Here is a 19,177-nt window from a genome sequence, read left to right as displayed (position 1 = left end):
TAATGGGTAAGATTATTGGCGATGGCATTACATTTGATGATGTACTGCTCGTACCGTCATATTCAGAAATCATTCCTAACCAGGTTGATTTAAGCACGTATCTGACGAAAAAAATTAAATTGAATATTCCCTTAATGAGCGCCGGTATGGACACGGTTACCGAGCACAGAATGGCGATTGCCATGGCAAGACAGGGCGGTATCGGCATTATCCACAAGAATATGTCGATTGAAGAGCAGGCTGAGGAAGTCGATAAGGTAAAACGTTCAGAGAACGGTGTCATCACAGACCCATTTTATTTATCCCCGGAACATACACTGAAAGATGCCGACGAGCTGATGGGGAAGTTCCGCATTTCCGGCGTTCCGATTACGGAAGGAAGAAAGCTGGTCGGTATTATTACAAACCGTGACTTAAAGTTTGAGGAAGACTACTCCAGAAAGATCAAAGAGTGCATGACCTCGAAAAACCTGGTAACGGCAAAGGAAGGAATTAACCTGACGGAAGCAAAGAAGATTCTGGCAAAGGCCAGAGTGGAGAAGCTCCCGATCGTGGACGACGACTTCAATTTAAAAGGACTTATCACAATCAAAGATATCGAGAAGCAGATTAAATATCCGTTCTCGGCCAAGGACGAGCAGGGCAGACTTCTCTGCGGCGCAGGCGTCGGCATCACGGCCAATGTGTTGGATCGCGTAGAGGCTCTTGTGAAGGCAAAGGTGGATGTGATTGTACTGGATTCCGCGCACGGCCATTCCGAGAATGTGCTCCGCTGCGTTAAGATGATTAAAGAAGCATATCCGGATGTCCAGGTAATTGCAGGCAACGTGGCTACCGGCGCGGCTACAAAGGCCCTCATCGAAGCGGGCGTGGATGCCGTTAAGGTGGGTATCGGACCGGGTTCCATCTGCACCACCCGCGTGGTTGCAGGTATCGGCGTGCCTCAGATAACCGCCGTTATGGACTGTTATGAGACGGCGAAAGAATATGGTATTCCGATTATTGCAGACGGAGGAATCAAGTATTCGGGAGACGTTACAAAGGCAATAGCAGCAGGCGGAAGCGTATGTATGCTGGGTTCCATGTTTGCAGGCTGTGACGAGAGCCCGGGTACCTTCGAATTATATCAGGGCAGAAAGTATAAGGTTTACCGGGGCATGGGTTCCATTGCCGCGATGGAGAACGGAAGTAAAGACCGCTATTTCCAGAACGACGCAAAGAAACTGGTTCCGGAGGGCGTGGAAGGCCGCGTCGCATACAAGGGAATGGTGGAAGACACGGTATTCCAGCTTCTCGGCGGTTTACGCGCCGGTATGGGATACTGCGGAGCGCCGGATATCAAGACACTTCAGGAGACCGGAAGCTTCATCAAGATTTCCGCAGCATCCCTGAAAGAGAGCCATCCTCACGATATCCATATCACGAAGGAAGCTCCAAACTACAGCATTGAATAACTAAATAATGTCGGCCGGTAAAACGGCTTTAAAAGATAGCTATACGGCTTGATAATAACAGGTGATGTCCCTTACGGGGTGTCGCCTGTTTATTTTTTGAAAGAGATAACCTGTCTGCCGAGAGGGTGGGATGTCACTGAAGATACTTTATATTTTTTATTATTTTGGGGAAAATGGTAGGAGAAAGGTGTGTGGAGATGGAAAAACTTCGTGAAAAGATTTCTTTTAAAGATATGGGACTTTTGCTAGTGGGGGCGGTCATCTACAGTATCGGGACGCATGCATTTATGGTTCCGGCCAATATAGCTCCGGGAGGTGCTTCCGGTATTGCGCTGATGGTCAATTATCTGACCGATCTGCCGGTGGGAGCCCTGACCCTGGTTCTCAATATACCGCTTTTAATTCTGGCCTGGTTTTATTTAAGCCACCGCTTTGCGATTACAACGGCTGTGGCCAGTACCGTGTGCTCCTTAATCCTTGATATGGCGGTGGCGCCGTTCTGTCCTGTCTACAACGGTGACAGGATGCTGTGCAGCCTTTACGGCGGCGTAATCGTAGGAGTTGGAATGGCCATGATCTTTATGACGGGGACGACGACAGGGGGAACGGATATCGTCGGCTACCTGCTCCAGAAGAAACGGCCCCACATGTCAATTGGAAGGGCGCTTCTGATTGTGGACAGTGTGATCCTGGTGTTTTCCATCTTTGTTTTCGGCAATATTGAAGCGGCTCTCTTTGGCCTGATTGCACTGTATGCCCAGACGAAAGTGATTGATTCCATTATCTACGGCGGAGATGCGGGAAGTATGGCGACTGTTGTAACGAAGAAACCGGACGGTATTGCGGCGAAGATTATTTACGAGCTGGACCGCTCAGCCACCCTGCTCCCGGCAAGGGGCGCATACAGTAAACAGGATACCAGCGTCCTTTTGTGCACAGTCAGAAAGTCCCAGTTTGCAAAACTCAAGAAAATCGTATATGACGAGGATCCCGATGCATTTGTCATGGTGACGGAGACGTCGGAAGTGCTGGGACAGGGATTCAGGGAGTTTAAGGATTCTATCTGACGGACGATTGTACTGTTTTTACTAAAACAATCGGGGGAAATATGTGATTGACTCTGTTACCCGGACCAATTCTGTGTTATAATGTGTACACTTAGTGAAGGACTTGTTAATCTGATGCAAGCCATGCTGAATGTGGATAGGTGTAATCCATGTCCGGCATTCGCGATATAATCTGAGTAACTTTGCAAGGTATTCCAAACCTGGTGCGGCTATACCGGCGAAGGCATTTAAGGGGAAATAACCCCGGATGCGGAGATGGAAAATATGGGAAAGGGTAATGAAAAGATACTGAAGATCTGTATGTTTGGCGGTTTTACTCTGGATTATGACGGTAAAGAGATTATTTTGGGGAGAAACAGTACGGCTAAGTTTGTTCAGCTTCTACAGCTCGTGTGGATTCATGGTGCCAAGGGAATTGCCAAGGAACAGCTTATGCAGCTGCTTTACGACAGACTCAATGTAACAAATTTAAATAACAGTTTGAATAATCTGTTGTACCGGGCGCGGAAACAGATGGTTCAGGCGGGGCTTCCGGAGGGGGAGTATATCACCAACCGGGACGGCCTGTATATCAGTGAGGGGAATATACCTCTGGAGATAGACACAATTGAATTTGAGCGATATATCGCGGAGGCGGAGAATGCCGCCGACAGGAAGGAGAAGTGCCGCTGTTATGAGAAAGCAGTGTCCCTTTACAGAGGAGAACTTCTTCCTGCAATATCAAATGAGACATGGGTAACCCTGGAGAGCCTGGCCTACAAGCGGAAATTCAGCGAGTGCGTGGAGTGGCTGGGGAACTACATGGAGGAGCAGAAGGACTATGAGGCAATGTACAGGCTTTACAGTCGGGCTGCGGAGATTTATCCATTTGATGACTGGCAGATTTATCAGATAGGAAGTCTGTTGTACAAGGAAGATTATAAAGAGGCATATCGCCTGTACGATAAGACGGTGCGTATGTATTCCGATGAGATGGGACTGCCCCCGTCGGCTCAGATGCTGGAATGTTACCGTAAGATGGGAGAGAAGATTAAAAGCTGTCCTAACAATCTGGATGAGATCCAGGATGAACTAAAGGAAGGACATGAGGAAGACGAGACGGCGGCAGAGGGTGCATTTTACTGCTCCTATCCGAGCTTTATTGATACATACCGTCTTTTGAGCCGAATTATGGAGCGGAGCGGCCAATCCGTTTTCCTGATGCTCTGTACGCTGGTTGATTATGAAGGAAAAATCATCCAGAACCAGGAGAAACTGAAAAAACGTTCCGAGGAGCTCAGGGAGGCAATCCGCTTGACACTCAGGCGCGGTGATGCCTATACAAGGTACAGTAATTCACAGTACCTGATTCTTCTCTCAGGCACAAAGCAGGAGGACTGTTCCATTGTCTATAACAGGATTAATAAGAAATTAAAGGAATTGGCCGGCGTCCGGGCGGAGATCAGTTATAATGTGACGTCGCTGGCGGAACTTGGAGCCTGACGGATAAAGGCGGCGAAAGCGAGATTGGTTTGGACATATATTTATATAGAAGATACTCAACGGAGACCTGTATGTATACACAAGTCTCCGTTTTTTTAATTGATTCTTCAATAGAAAGTAAGGGGAGAGATTTGGGCTGTTTGGCAGTGCAACGTGTACAGATAGAGCTTTTCTTTACAAATTACAGAGGCCATGAGAGAGTGTTACCACTTTTTCATGGCTTTTTTCTTTGATAGAAACGTTCTCAAAACTCCCCAATCGGATAAAAAAGCTCTTCGGGGCAGACTCACATATCAGAGAGACTTCACATTTTTATTAGAAAAAGTTAATGAAAATGTAAATAAAGTAAGGAAAAGCAAAAAAATCCCTTTCCGTGATTAATTGCGTGATTGCCTTTTTGATAAAGTATCTTTAACGAAGGGAGAGGTCGGAATGATGGAAGGCATGATTTCAGCGCCTAATCTTATGGCAATATGTGTAGACAGTACCGCACAGGGAGATTATTCAGGAAGCATCTGGAATCTGTATCAGAAAAGACCGATTCCATACGCCAATACGATGGATTTGCTGAGAAAGATGGATTCGTTTTTCAATGATCTTGATTTTCCGCAGAACTCCACGGTCGGCAGAAGTTTCCGAAAAGATAGAGGCGCAGTAAGGCAGAAGAAAGAGGAGGCCGTGGCACTGATGGACGAAAGAGAGTTAAGAAAGAAAAAAGGTGAAGAAGCCACATTTATTGTCCATGTGAAATATAGACAGAACGCCACCTGGCAGGGTGAAGTGATTTGGGCAGATAAAAAAGAAAAGAAGTTTTTCCGCAGTGCCCTGGAGTTGTTAAAACTGATGGACAGTGCAATGGAAGAAAGCGAAGAATAGAAGCACAGGGGAGATTTACGGAGAAAGGAAGGCGGGAGAATAGATGAATTTCGCGGAACAGAAATTATTCAGTAGAAGAAGAAAAAGCGCAGTAAAGCGCAACTGGCGTCAAAGCCTGGCCTGGCTGTTAATCGCCTGTCTGTGTATTACGAACATAAATATTGCTGCATTTGCAGCAGAGATTGCACTGGACGGAAACGGACTTGCAGCAACACCGTCAAGCGCCACCGCATCGGAGGCGGATGTGTGGATGCCGGGAACTTCGATTTCAGGAGAAGAACTTCTGGCCGAAGCGGAACGTGCTGTAACAAATGGCTGGAAATTTGATTTTGACGGCATGTTAAGAAAACTGGACGGCGAGTCGGACAGTGAAAACAGCCAGAATTTTAAAAAGTACGAAGATTTGTTTGACGGATATTCCAGTTTTATCTTATTTTATGACAACGACGAAGAGGGAATGTTAACCGGCGATAACAAAAAAGCATACGGTTACATCCTGGTCCGTCTCGATAAAAAGAAATACATGGAATACAGAGAGCATGCAGGCCTTGGTAATACAGACAGTGAAGCAAGCGCCTCGGATGCGGAAGCAGAGGAATCCTACAAGCTGACCGGAGATGAGGAAATCATTTTCCTCTATATGAACGGTACGGGAGTGGATGCGACATTTAATCTGAATTTTGAAGATATTGAAACTTCTGAAATCGTAGTGCCGGCGGCAAGCTATTTTATAGAAGAAAAGGAAGAAGAAGTTACTGAGACAACGGCAGCGCCTGAAGAGCAGACAGAAGAACCGAAAGAGGAGCAGCCGGACGGAGAGGGCGGCGGTTCATCAGGCGGAAGCGGTTCAGGAAGCGGAAGTGAAAACAACCAGGGCGGCTCCGAAGAAGGAAATGATATCGCAGGTCCAGAAGACGGAACCGATAAAGATCAGGGAACGGTTGAGGATGAAAGCAAATCCGACAGCGGAAATACAGAAACCGAAGACGGTCAGGAAGGAACAAAACCCGACGGCGGAAGCGAAGAAGGCCAGGGAGGAACAAAACCCGATAGTGGAAGCGAAGAAGGCCAGGGAGGAACAAAACCCGATAGTGGAAGCGAAGAAGGCCAGGGAGGAACAAAACCCGACAGCGGAAGCGAAGAAGGCCAGGGAGGAACAAAACCTGACAGTGGAAGCAATGAAGGTCAGGGAGGAACAAAACCCGACGGCGGAAGTGACGCAGGCCAGGAAGGAACAAAACCCGATGGCGGAAGTGATGCAGGCCAGGGAGGAACAAAATCCGACGGCGGAACAGACGCAGACAAGGGAGATACGGGAAACAGCGGTTCATCCGATAAAGAAAACAGCCAGGGAAGTACAGATTCCGGCAAGGACAACGGCATCGATAACGGACATGACAGCAACAAATCGTCCGGCTCGTCTTCAGGAACAGATTCCGGTTCCAGCAGCGATAAAGGTTCCGGCAGCGGTTCCGGTTCGGGCAGTGATTCAGGCTCAGGAACAAGTTCAGGTTCCGGCAGCGGTTCAGACTCCGGCTCCGGCGACAGCGGTTCATCAGGTGAACAGACAGTATCGATTTCCAGCTACAACGTCGTAAGAGTAATGGGACCGAATCCGGATGCATCGGATGAAGATGAAGACGACGGAATGAGCTTCGAAGAGTGGGCGGAAGACGATGAGGATGAGGAAGACGACGAAGAGTACGACGACTATGACGATTATGATTACGGCAGTTACGAATATGACGAAGACGGCACGATTTACCTGAATATGACATTCCTGCCGGCAGCGGCGATGCAGTCCAGGAAAGCACAGTCTAAGGCAAGGTTCTTCAGGTCGGCAAAGGCAGAAAATGAACAGGTTTCCGTACAGGCATCCGTAGCGGCGGTGAGTGATTTTACACCTACGATTCAGGGATATCACAAACAGATAAAACACCTTGGCGGAGATGATTACGAATTGCATCTGGATGTTTCCGGCTCAGGTCAGGGAACGGATGTCCTTCTCATAATCGACCGGTCCGGAAGTATGGGCGGTTCGATGGGGACATTGAAAAATATACTGGCTAATGGATATTGGAGTAATGGGACTTATTATAAGAGTTTCGTCGATACAATTTTCGGACAGTCAGCAAAAAGCAGATTCGCAGTTATTTCTTACGGTGAGACCTCGAAAATCAACTTGGAGTGGTCGGGAAATACAACGACAATTAAAAAAACAATAACCGGATTAAACACTAACGGCGGAACAAACTATGAAGATGCACTATATGATGCGGCAGAATTATTGAAAAGCAGGTCAAATTCGGGAAATGTTCCGATAGTTATTTTCTTAAGCGATGGACAGCCTACTTTCTATAATAAGCATCCTGATGAAAAAAACAAAGATATATTCAACGAATATTCTTCTAGTTACGGTGTGGGTGGAACAGGAAGCAGTACTTCCGATAAAACCAGCTCCGAAACATTAAATGCCGGAAGAAAATTTAATGAAATTGCAACCGAAAAGGGAGCGACTGTCTATGGAATGCAGTTTGCCGGAGCAGCGAAGAAATATTTTGAACCGATTGTGTATGGAACAAATATACCTGATAAAACCACAAGAATTTTCACATCGGGAAGCAACAAGCTGGAAGAACTCTTTGGAGATATGCTGGAGAGCCTGAAGCTCAGGAACGTCAGAATTGATGATACACTGAGTAAATACGTGGAATTGCCGTCTAACTGGAAAGAAACTGCGAAGGTATATAAGAAGACAAATTCCGGCAGGACGTCATTGACGGAAGGCAGAGATTACGAGTCATTAACTTACAACGCTGATATAAGGATGGTTTCCTTAGTCTTCGGTGAGAAAAAGACACTCGACGATGATGCGGTTTATGAACTTGTATTTAATATCACGGCGAGTTCAACTGCCAAAGCGGAAGGTCCTGACGGATACAATGCAACAGGAGATGTGAATACCGATTATGAAGGAAATGACACCAGCAGCACAAAAGACGGTTTTTATTCTAATGATGAAGCTATCTTATCATATGGTGAGAATAATGAACTGAAGTTGAAATATCCGAAACCGGTAATACAGGTAACATACGTACCGGAGCCGGAACACAGAAAATATATCGAAGATAAGAAAAACGGAACGTTTGAACTGACACTGGATGTTACTTCACCGGTAGGTTCATCAACAGAAACAATAGAAACAAGAGTACCGGCAGATGTAATGTTTATTCTGGACAAATCAGGCAGTATGGAGTATTCAATACCTGGTTCGGATCGTGCACGGTATGAACTGGTGAATGATGCGATTGAGAGAGTAGTGGAAGGCCTGGCAGAGTATGACGTGTACTATAAGGGAATCCATTTTCCAAAGAGTTATTACGGAGGGCTTGAGATAAAACCGTCTGAAACCGACTGGCTTAAAGTAAGCAGCAATTATCAAAGTGAAATTAATATATCAGATCCAAACGGAGGTACATATCCGAATGGAGCATTGACAAAAGGAATTGAATTATTAAACAGCGGTTCACCAGAAAATAGAGGAAAGGACGGAGTTAAGAAACATATTATTTTTTTAACAGACGGAGATCCTACAAATGATAGTGAAAGCACTGATACAAATATCAAAAAAGCAATAGCATCTTTATCTTCCGATACATCACTTCATATTATTGCATGCGGCGTATCGGCGTCATCTAAATATTTGACCGGACTGAAAAAAAAGGCGGAAGAGAAAGGAGCCACAGTAACTAGTCAGGGGGCATATTCGGCAGGAGATATTAATGCAGTCTTTACAAATATTAAAAACAGCATTATCTCTTCCGTAACAGAAAGTAAACCGGGGATCACGGGCGTGACGATAACAGATACACTCAGTGAGTACGCAGAGTTTGTCAATCCGAACAGCACGGACGATGTAAAAATCCTTATGGATGGAATACCAATGTCGACTGGGGAGAAAGAAAAGGCAAAACCGGATATTACAAAGACAGGAAAGACGGTAACAGTCAGCTTCGCAGGTGACTATGAATTTGAAAAAGATGTCACCTACAGCATCAGCTTCCCGATAAAACCTTCAGCCAAAGCATTTGAAGAATACCTTCAGAATAATGGCGGATACGGAGAAGTAGTAGGCGATGCAGACACCGACGTACCTGGATTCTCCGAGGAGGAGTGGACCAGCTCAGGAAAACCGGGATTCCATTCCAATGAATCGGCAAATGTAACTTATATCTATGGAACAAACCAGAAGGAATTAGAATATCCACATCCGGTACTTCAAGTAACACAGGGAAAGATGAAAATCAGAAAAGTAGTTATTGACGGTACACCGGAGGATGACGGAAAAGAATTTATCATCCATGTAAACGGTGAAGATTATTCATCGGTAGCGTTGGAAGACGGAGAGACGAGCCCATATATCTATGTGGATTCAGAAACGACATTCGAAATTACAGAGTCGGTACCTATGGAATACACACAGGCGGCAATGCTGAGAATCACGGATGCAAAAACGGGCGACCCAATTGAGGATTCCGAAGGAACCGTAACTGTGAAGCCGGGGGATGACCTCCTGGTAGAAGTTTACAACACATACGGACACAAACCATACTTCCACAGCTGGAACACGGTAACCAATTACACCACAGGAGATAAGAACACACCGTTCAAGACCAGCCGGGAAGCTGCGAAAGAGGCTGCAAAGAACCACCCGAAAGCAGCTTTAACAGGAAACGATGAAGAGAATTTAGATATGGAGGAGGGAGAGGCGCTTGATTAAATTTAGTAGAAATTATATAAAAATAACCGGCGTCACTCTCATGGCGGTACTGGCCCTGGGGATTGGAGGAACCGGGGCGGCCGTCCGCCACAGAATGGCTCTCAAAAATGAAGTTCGGACGCCGACAGTGGAAGTTACAACAACAGAAAAAATAGGCGACGTGGATCGCAACAGTGGAAAGAAGCAGAAAGAAGTGGTATTTAAAAATACCGGTACTGCGGATGTCTTTCTCCGCATCGCCTATGCGGAAACCTGGGTTTACACGGAATCGCTATCTGATGGAAAGAAAGAGCAGATTATTCTTCCGAACCGCAGTGAGACGGGCAATGATGACAGCATCGTATCGAAAGAATGGGATAACGACTGGAATGATAACTGGTATGACGGAGGCGATGGCTGGTATTACTACAAAAAGGTTCTGCAAGCGGAGAAAAGCACAGAAGAAATTTTAAGGTCGGTGACATTCGACGACGCAGATAGCTATCCCGACAGCCGTTATGCAGAAGCCGAATATCAGCTTCATTTCCAGGTGGAAGCCGTACAGGCCAGCGATGAACTTCAGGTGAGCAAGGATGCGGTGAAGGAATTATTCGACAAATCCATCTCAGTAGACGAAAAGGGCTGGCCGGGAAACAAGTATACGACGACAGTCCTGTGGGAAGGAGGTAACTGATTGTGAGAAAGATACATAAAAAATTAGTTGCCGCTATGGTAGGTTTCTTCTGCCTCACCACAATCGGAACAAGTATGGCGAGCTACACAAACAAAGTTAATATTACCAACCCGTTTAACACCTCGGGCCCAAGCTCAGCGGTAATGCTTGAGAATTTCAATCCGGACAGCACTTTCCTCCCGGGAGAGTCAGTTGAAAAACAGCCCTATTTTAAAAATACGGGCGAAGCGGATTTGCTTCTCAGAGTAAAAGTAACGGCGGTGTGGAAAAATGCCGATGATTCTGTATTTGCACCGGGAGATCCTTTCAGTGATACCGATAAGGTTACAAAATCATGGACCGATTCATGGGAAAAAGAGTGGGTGGAAATCGGAGATTATTACTACTATAATAAGATTCTTAAAAAGTCGGGTGAGGACGGCGATACCACTTCGATTATCCTTAAAAAGCTTCAGTTATCGGCGGAAGTGTCCAATGATAAACACGGCACCGATTACAGCGACCGGGTTTATGAACTCTTCTTTGATGCAGAGGCAATACCGGCGGACAACGTATCGGCGGAGCAGTGGAAAAACGACATAGGCGCAGACGCAGACAAACTCAGTTGGAACAACTTCTTAAAATAAAGAAGTACAAACATAAAAAGTAAGAGCAGAAAACAAAAAACAAATCTCAGGAGGAACGGATATGAAGAAGAGAAATATAGCAGCCCTGGCCGGTGTAGCAGCAATCTTTGTAGTGGGAGGGTCTTTAGCATATTTTAACCAGACCATGGAAGTGGAGAATAATTTTGATACGGCAAAATACGGTTCAACACTGGTAGAGGATTTCAACCCGAGCGACGGCCATGATTGGGAGCCTGGCGTGGAAGTTAACAAGGATGTGCTGGTGACCAATACAGGAGACAAACCGGTAGTTGTGCGTGTACGGTTTGATGAGACATGGAAAAGGGGCGAGGAAGCTTTTGTAGATATTAAAGCGGGAGACAAGACTCTTAACGGCGAAGAAAACAAAATTATGAATGTTTTCCAGGGGAATCCGGCAGATGGAGTGGCAACAGCAGATGTAGATGACTCCGTAGTTGAGAAGAAACTGGCAAATACAAAAGACTGGATTTATCAGGATGGTTACTATTACTACCATACGGCGCTGGGAAGCAAACTCGGCACTTCGGAAGTTCTGGATGCCGTAAAACTCTCTGAGAAAGCAGATATGGGACAGTTCCTCAAAAAGAAATATTACTCCTTAGCAGAAACAGCAGGAGAGAACGACTGGATTCCATTCCCTGAAAATAAGGATGGAAAAGAGATGACGGAAGCCGAGCTGGCAGCATCATTACCGGAAGGCCAAGTAATCAGACATATCAAATCCGACGTAGCAGCCGATGCCCAGGCACTGGGATACGCAGATGCAGATTACACGCTGAAGATTACAGCAGAAGTAATTCAGGCAACATCAGAAGCAGTTAACGCTGTATTTGGCAAGGGAGCTGAATTTAAAGCGCCGGACGGATGTGACTGGGAACTGAAATAAGATACAGGCAGGATAATGGCGCAACGGCTGATTAACCTGAAAATGGGGACGCGTAAAGCGTTCGGGAAATTTGCTCAGACACAGCGGGCAGAAGCAGCAATAAAAATCCAAAGCAGGAGGAAATGAATATGAAGATAAATAAAAAAGTGGGAGCGCTTGCTGGACTTGCAGCTCTGGCAGCAGTTGGCGGAACATGGGCTTTCTTTAATCAGACAGCGGCAATTACCAACCCTTTTACAACAAAACAGTATAATACATCCGTAGTAGAGCATTTCAACCCGGCAGACGGCGAGGACTGGAAGCCAGGCGGAACGGTTGATAAAACTGTTTCGGCTAAGAACACCGGTGATTATCCGATTCTGGTGCGTGTAAGTATGGATGAGAAGTGGTATAGGGACAATGCAAAAGATGCATTCAAAACAATAAAAAGTTCGGACGGAGATGTATTCTTCAACGTAGTGAAAGAAGATGGAGGAGGCTACAAGGCATTCCAGAATGACCCGGAAGATGGTCTTGCTCCGCAGAAATTTTTCAACGAAGATGGTGATGATACGGTAGTATACAAAAACCTCAACACAGGCTCAGGCGCAGGCAAATGGTTCTATGACAACGGATACTGGTACTGGAACGGCGTTCTGGCAGCAGGAACAAGCACAGAGCAGCTTATGGATTCCGTTACACTTGCATCCAATATCGATTTAGGAAAATACGTCAGCACCAAGTCATATTACGTGATGAGCGCTCAGGAAGCGGCCAATGCACATGCACTGGATGGCGATAACAAGATTAAAGCCGATTTTGATGTTGAAAAGTACATTGTTGATAATGAGAAAGAATGGCTCACGGCGGCATCGGACGACGAAGAACTGCAGGCAGCCAAAGATGCGGCAAAAGACGGCAGCTACTTCTTCAGAAAAGCAGAGAGCGGCCTTGATGAAAATGCAAAAGGTTATGCAGGAGCTAACTACGATTTGACCATCACAACAGAATTTATTCAGGCTACAAAGGATGCCGTATGGACGGAGGCTCCTGAGGCAATCAAGAAATTAGCTGAATAAACACAGACAGAATACAGGCACAGGGAAAAAATATGAAAATAATAAAAGGGATATTTAACATTCTATCATGGGCGGTGTACGCATGCATTATCTTCTACCTGCTGATTGCATCACCCATGGTAGCCGGCTACCGGCCGGTAGTGGTACTCAGCGGCAGTATGGAGCCGACTTACCATGTAGGAAGCGTCATTTACTATAAGAGCGCGGATTTCGCCGATATCAAAGTAGGGGATGCCATCACATTCAGAACGGGTGAAAACGCAATGGTTACCCACCGTGTGGCGGAAAAAAGCGAGCTTTCGGGAACGTTTACCACAAAGGGCGATGCAAATATGACAGAAGACCCAAACCCGGTGGAATACAGCCAGGTGCTGGGAAAGGTACTGAAATTCAGTATACCGGTGGCAGGATTCTTTGTGGGTTACAGTAAAAATTTTATGGTAATTGGCCTAATGGCAGCGGTTATCGTGATAAATATCCTTCTTGACAGCCTTTTCCCCACAAAAAAGAAGGGGGAAGAAAGGACGGAACATAGCGATGAGGAGAAAGAAACCTGATAAAAAATACATATTGGCACTGGGTGCACTCCTCGCTGTTACGGCAATAGGAGGTACATTTGCCTACTTCAGCCAGGACTTGTCCGCCTCCAATGAATTCCTCACGGGGAAATATGATACGGAAATCACCGAAGAATTCGTACCGCCGGCCGACTGGCAGCCGGGAACGGAGATTACCAAAAAGGTTGTGATTACCAATAAGGGGAATGTCGATGTGGTAGCGGTGGCAAAGCTTACGGAAGAGTGTATCCGAAAAGAAGACATCACCATTCCTTCGTATGAGACGGGAGCCGACGGAAAGCTGGTGGAAAGCTCCAAGACGGTGGCATTTAAGGGAGAAAAACTTCCGACGATATTTGCTCCGAAGGATCCAAACGGCAACCTGCTTCCGGAGGAAGAAGTAGGACTCAAAAAGTTCGGTACGGAGGTTGTGGAATACGATTCGGGAAAACAGCCGGAAGAATATAAAGGTAAATGGGTTTACCTGAAAACGGACGGCACAGGGGCTCTTAAAACCCCGGTCTATTACTTCTTCTATGTAGGAGTGATAGGAGGGAAAGAAACCTCACCGTCCATTCTGGAAAGTGTCACGATGAACCCACGGCTGGAATCCACGGTTACGGGAACCAAGCTGGTTGCGGATGTAGGCTCGGACGGAGAAAATGTTTATACCTTTACAAGCACGCAGAGCGAGTACGGCTATGACAGTGTCAACTACAAGCTGAACATTAAGGCGAAGACGGTTCAGGCAACAAAATCAGCGGTGGACGCAGTTCTCGGAACAGAGACGGAACTTCCCACGGAGCTGGTTCCACAGGAATTTGACAGCCTGCTGTCCTATGTGAGGAGCCTGTGCAGGGAAGACAGCACATCATCCACAACGCCGTAAAGTGATGAAAAGCCAAAACATCGGAAAAATAAGGGATTCTAAACATAACAGATTCTAAACATAACAAATTATAAAGTAACAGATTATTAAAATAATAAGCTATTAAAATAACAGACTATTAAATAATGGACTATTAAAATAATGGACTGAGAAGAGCATAAGAAAGGGAGACGGATTTATGAAAAAGAATAAAAAAGCGTTATTCGGACTTGCCGCACTTGCAGCGGTTGCAGCTATCGGAGGAACATGGGCATACTGGAGCCAAGATTTAACGGCAGTCAATGAATTCCAGACAGGTAAATATGATTCTGATATTGTCGAGGAATTTATTCCTCCGACACCAGGAGAGTGGGTACCGGGAGTGACGGTGCCGAAGGAAGTAACCGTGAAAAATAGCGGTAATGTAAAGCTGGCGGCGATTGCGGCCATCGATCAGGTATGGGTGAGAACCGAGTCTGTAGAGGCTGAGAATAACGGAGAGAATGAAACCGTTTCTCCGGCAGAGGGAGAATACTTCGATCTGATGTTCCGGGATGACAAAGACGAACTGCAGTATGCATCTATAATCAGCTGGGGAGAAGACATTGCGGTGCTGAGTTCCAAAGGCACTGAAACAGCGGTTCTGGCAGCAAAAACACTCAAGATTGATACGCAGGTAACCTCTCTGGATTCCGCAGATGCAGCAGGCAAATGGATCCTGGTAGATGCGCAGAACAGTGATGAAGTCAACAAAGGAGAAGGATTCTCCAATCTGAAATTCATTTATAACGGCATCATCGGCGAAGGCGGAGAATCACCTAAGTTACTGACTGGAGCGACCTTAAATCCGCTTATCAATACAACCGTAACAGAAAAAACCACAACCGTCAGAACAGATGAAGATGGCAATACGATTAAGACAACCGAAACAAAGACAAATCCGGCATACGGTTATGACAGTGCAAAATATACGATGACGATTAATGCGACTACAGTACAGGCAACAGAAGATGCCATTAATACGACACTTGAGGCTAAGGGCTACTCCAAGCAGCTTGCCACAGAATTTATTACAGCAAACAAAGACGAACTTTTAAAGACAGAATCTTAAGAGTGAAGCAACAGACCATCAGCAGTTTAGAGAGCTGCCCCGTGAGGGGGCTGTATCATAACAGACAGGAGATAGTGATATGAGGAAAGGCAGACGCAAACTATTAGGGCTGGCAGCCCTGGCATCTCTGATGCTCATCGGCGGCACCTGGGCGGCCTGGACCCAGGAGATTCAGACCGGTAATGAGTTCATGCCTGGAAAATACAATACTTCCCTCGATGAGGCTTTTGACGCACCTTCCGACTGGCAGCCGGGAAAAGAACAGGAGAAAAAAGTCTGGATCAGCAATAAGGGAACCGTACCGGTCATGGCAAAGGCAGTTATTACCCAGCAGTGGATCCGAAGAGAAAACGTTTATGCAACATCGGTGGACGCTCAGGGAAACATTGTGGAAGAGCCGGTAGCGCCTCTGGCAGGAGAAGCTTTTCCTCTGACCTTCGAGACGGGAGCAGGGATGGAATACGCCGCAATACCGAATTTCAACAGGGATACGGTGGTACTCCTGGCATCCGGTAAAACGGACAATGCCTCGTTGAGCCTCGGCCTGACCGCTGTCAACACAGTGGCGGAGGCAAAGGGAAAATGGCTTCTGATGAATGAGGAACCTGACAAAGACAACGGTTATACCCTTTATTACGTGGGAATCATTGAACCAGGCAGTGAATCTCCGGCATTTTTAAACAGCGTGACACTCAATGACGAGTTGGCGCGCACAATCACAGGCAAAACTACTTATCATGTAAAACAGGACGACGGTTCGGTGAAAAAGGTGACCGTTGACAAGGTAAATTCCGAGTATGGCTATGACTCCGCGAAATACACGATGGAGATCAAGGGAACCACGGTACAGGCGACAAAAGCCGCAGTAGCGGAGGTATTCGGACAGGACGGCGACACACTTGCATTTTTGGCTGACAAAGTTGCCGACAGCGGCATCTTTACATCGTCTACGGTGAAAACGCTTAAATTTGAATCATCCGGAGGCAAGCTGGTCTATACACCGTACCGCACGGACAGCGGAGCTGAGGAAGGCAACTGGTTTATGAGCTTTACCGACATGGTTCCCGGCGGAATTTACAAGGATAAGCTGAATATCGAGAATGCTTCGGGCAAAGATTACGATCTTTATATGCAGGTCATCCCGAGAACGCAGGATGAGGTAAAGGATGAGATTCTGGACCTGATCACGATGAAGGTTACTTATGATGGAACACTTCTTTACGACGGAAAAGCTACGGGAGCCTCCCTTGTATCGGAAGAGGGCATCCAACGGGTGGTTCCTCTGGGCCGCTATATAAGCCGGAAGACGGGAACCATCGAGGTGGAACTGCAGCTCGACCCGACACTGAAGGTAGGAGACGGAAGGACGGAGGCTATTGCAGGCGTCCTCTCCAAAATTGACTGGAAGTTCATGGCCACGGAAGTCAGCTCCGGCGGAGGAGGCGGAGGTGGTGGTGGAAGAGACCGCGACCGCGGAAGAACGGTCAATATTCCGGATTCGGAAGTTCCGATGGCAGACGCCACAATCATTGAAGACAGTCCGGTTCCACTCGGAATGCTTCCAAAGACAGGTGACAATACGCCAATCCTGCCGATTATCATGACGGTATTCGGAAGCGGCATTATCCTTCTCTATCTGGGAATGAAGATTCGCAGAAAAGACGACTCTGAAAATTAAGGAAACGGCATAATGAAAAAGAAAACCTGGAAGCTTTTATTTATTACGGTTTTGGTAATATTCCTCTTCTCATCGGGATTTCTGGTAAAGACAATATACGGTTACCGGAAAGCAGAAGGAGAATATGATAAAATAGCATATGAAGCGGTAAAGGTCATCCCCGGCGTTTTAGACGAAGCCCTCGCAGACAGCGGGGGTTCCGGCCAGAACGCCGGTTCTGTCGATGCGGGTGCAAATGCACAGCAGGGAAACGGAAGCGACGGCGGTGTTTCGGACCAGGCGGTGGACCTTAACAGGATGCTGTCTATCGACTTCGGCTACCTGAAAAAGAAAAATCCGGATATTGTTGCCTGGCTGGATATCCCCGGAACGGGAATCAGTTATCCCGTCGCGAAAACAGGGGACAACGATTTTTATATCAGCCACGGCATTAACGGACAGAAAAGCGGGTCCGGGGCAGTTTTCATGGACTACAGGAACAAAGCGGATCTGACGGATTCCAACACAATCCTGTTCGGCCATAATATGCGCAACGGCTCCATGTTCGCCGGGCTCAGGCAGTTTAAATCCCAGTCCTACCGCAATAGCCGTCCCTATGTGGATTTATATTTTCCCGACGGCCGTGTAAGATTTGAAATTTACTCCTGCTATGAGGAGTCTGCAAGCGGTGAGAATTTTCCCACCCTGTTCACGGGAAAAGACGAAAGAAACGCATTCTTAAGCGCCGCTGCGGCCCGCTCCCTCTACAAGACGGATGTGGTTCCGGAAGAGTCGGGCCATACGCTGATGCTTGCGACCTGTACGGGAAAAGGCTACAGCCACAGGCTGGTAGTGCATGCGGCACAAATAGAAGAACATGCGGGACGAATGGAAGAACATGCGGAACAAATGGAAGACTCTGCAGTACAAGCAGAAGGGCATATAGCGCAAACAGAAGGAAACGGGCTTTCGGATGAATAATCCGGAAGACCCGTTTCCTTCTGTTTGCAGTGTCTCAATTAGTGTTTGAACAAACCCTGTAGAACTGCTATAATGAAAGATAAGCGCAACTGTGGAAGGATTCAATAATTAGGAAAGATTTAATGAAGGACGGCAGCCCGCGTGCAGGTTACCGTTACATAGCTGTGAATGAGAAAAATCAGGGAGGAAATAAACCAATGAAAATTTCATGTGTGAAAGCGGTATTTTACAGTGCCACAGGAAATACGGAGGGTGTAGTAACCGCCATTGCGGAAAAAATCGCCGGAAAGCTCGGAGTTCCCATGGAAACTTACGACTTTACATTACCGGGGAACAGAACCGAGGAGCAGACCTATTCACCGTCAGACCTTGTCGTATTCGGCACGCCTGTCTATGCAGGAAGAGTTCCAAACAAGATGCTTCCAATCGTACAGAATCACTTTAAGGGTGAGGGGGCGCTGGCCGTTCCCGTCGTTACCTTTGGAAACAGAAACTTTGACAACGGACTGATCGAGCTGCGCAACGAACTTGAGAATAACGGTTTCCATACGGTTGCCGGAGCTGGATTCGCCGTAAGCCATGTGTTCTCAGACAAAATCGCCCCAGGACGTCCGGATGAGAAGGATCAGGAAATCATGGCTCAATTTGCAGAGCAGGTAGCGGATAAGGTAGATAACATGGAATCAATCCCGGAGCCAATCGCAGTCCGCGGCGACGATCCAGTTGGACCGTACTACACACCGCTTGGAACAGACGGAAAGCCGGCTGTCTTTCTGAAGGCCAAACCAAAGACCAAACCAGAGGCCTGTGATGGCTGCGGAATCTGTGTCGATGCCTGTCCGGTAGGCTCCATCAGCAAAGAGGATCCGAAGGAAGTTCCCGGAATCTGTATCAAATGCCAGGCCTGCGTAAAGAAATGTCCTACGGGCGCCAAATATTTCGACGATCCCGCATTCCTTTCCCACGTGGCAATGCTGGAGCAGAACTATACACGCAGGGCAGAAGCGGAGACTTTTGTATAGTCCGGCAGGAATATAAAGCATCAAACATGAAACATTGAACATTAAGAAAACCCGGATA

General features: G+C 46.8%; 15 protein-coding genes. All 15 read left to right on the top strand.

What is annotated here, in order from left to right; genetic code table 11:
* Positions 1-2: 2 nt before the first annotated feature.
* Positions 3-1,454, top strand: coding sequence for an IMP dehydrogenase (guaB, locus tag V3C10_18135; protein WVP61207.1), 1,452 nt, complete (start codon positions 3-5; stop codon positions 1,452-1,454).
* Positions 1,455-1,651: 197 nt separating this feature from the next.
* On the top strand, positions 1,652-2,521 hold the full coding sequence (locus V3C10_18130; GenBank protein ID WVP64657.1) for a YitT family protein: 870 nt from the start codon (positions 1,652-1,654) through the stop codon (positions 2,519-2,521).
* Between the two features lie 264 nt (positions 2,522-2,785).
* The gene (locus V3C10_18125) at positions 2,786-4,003 is read left to right on the top strand and encodes a bacterial transcriptional activator domain-containing protein (protein ID WVP61206.1); all 1,218 of its coding nucleotides are present in this window, start codon (positions 2,786-2,788) and stop codon (positions 4,001-4,003) included.
* Positions 4,004-4,435: 432 nt separating this feature from the next.
* The gene (locus V3C10_18120) at positions 4,436-4,879 is read left to right on the top strand and encodes a hypothetical protein (GenBank protein ID WVP61205.1); all 444 of its coding nucleotides are present in this window, start codon (positions 4,436-4,438) and stop codon (positions 4,877-4,879) included.
* A 43-nt stretch (positions 4,880-4,922) separates the two neighbouring features.
* Complete coding sequence (locus V3C10_18115) at positions 4,923-9,659, top strand: VWA domain-containing protein (protein WVP61204.1); 4,737 nt, start codon at positions 4,923-4,925, stop codon at positions 9,657-9,659.
* Positions 9,652-10,332 carry a hypothetical protein gene (locus V3C10_18110; GenBank protein WVP61203.1) on the top strand — a complete coding sequence of 227 codons (681 nt, stop codon included), beginning with the start codon at positions 9,652-9,654 and terminating at the stop codon, positions 10,330-10,332. Before V3C10_18115 ends, V3C10_18110 begins: the two co-directional genes overlap by 8 nt.
* Before the next feature lie 2 nt (positions 10,333-10,334).
* Complete coding sequence (locus tag V3C10_18105) at positions 10,335-10,958, top strand: BsaA family SipW-dependent biofilm matrix protein (protein WVP61202.1); 624 nt, start codon at positions 10,335-10,337, stop codon at positions 10,956-10,958.
* A gap of 61 nt (positions 10,959-11,019) precedes the next feature.
* Complete coding sequence (locus tag V3C10_18100) at positions 11,020-11,865, top strand: BsaA family SipW-dependent biofilm matrix protein (protein WVP61201.1); 846 nt, start codon at positions 11,020-11,022, stop codon at positions 11,863-11,865.
* Between the two features lie 128 nt (positions 11,866-11,993).
* Positions 11,994-12,923 (top strand): BsaA family SipW-dependent biofilm matrix protein, encoded by a 930-nt coding sequence (locus V3C10_18095; GenBank protein ID WVP61200.1) that lies wholly within the window; start codon positions 11,994-11,996, stop codon positions 12,921-12,923.
* A gap of 32 nt (positions 12,924-12,955) precedes the next feature.
* Positions 12,956-13,480, top strand: a complete 525-nt coding sequence (locus V3C10_18090; GenBank protein WVP61199.1) for a signal peptidase I — start codon at positions 12,956-12,958, stop codon at positions 13,478-13,480.
* The gene (locus V3C10_18085) at positions 13,461-14,369 is read left to right on the top strand and encodes a BsaA family SipW-dependent biofilm matrix protein (GenBank protein WVP61198.1); all 909 of its coding nucleotides are present in this window, start codon (positions 13,461-13,463) and stop codon (positions 14,367-14,369) included. Before V3C10_18090 ends, V3C10_18085 begins: the two co-directional genes overlap by 20 nt.
* 178 nt (positions 14,370-14,547) lie before the next feature.
* Entirely contained in the window at positions 14,548-15,459 is a 912-nt protein-coding gene (locus V3C10_18080; protein ID WVP61197.1) for a BsaA family SipW-dependent biofilm matrix protein, read from the top strand.
* A 79-nt stretch (positions 15,460-15,538) separates the two neighbouring features.
* The gene (locus tag V3C10_18075) at positions 15,539-17,137 is read left to right on the top strand and encodes a BsaA family SipW-dependent biofilm matrix protein (protein WVP61196.1); all 1,599 of its coding nucleotides are present in this window, start codon (positions 15,539-15,541) and stop codon (positions 17,135-17,137) included.
* A gap of 12 nt (positions 17,138-17,149) precedes the next feature.
* Entirely contained in the window at positions 17,150-18,097 is a 948-nt protein-coding gene (srtB, locus tag V3C10_18070) for a class B sortase (GenBank protein WVP61195.1), read from the top strand.
* Between the two features lie 197 nt (positions 18,098-18,294).
* Positions 18,295-19,119: an EFR1 family ferrodoxin gene (locus V3C10_18065; GenBank protein ID WVP61194.1), complete on the top strand. Its 825-nt coding sequence runs from the start codon at positions 18,295-18,297 to the stop codon at positions 19,117-19,119.
* Positions 19,120-19,177: the final 58 nt, after the last annotated feature.

Origin of the sequence: [Clostridium] symbiosum (genome assembly GCA_036419695.1) — a bacterium.
GTDB classification, from domain to species: domain Bacteria; phylum Bacillota; class Clostridia; order Lachnospirales; family Lachnospiraceae; genus Otoolea; species Otoolea symbiosa_A.
This window is presented reverse-complemented; position numbering and strand designations above follow the sequence as displayed.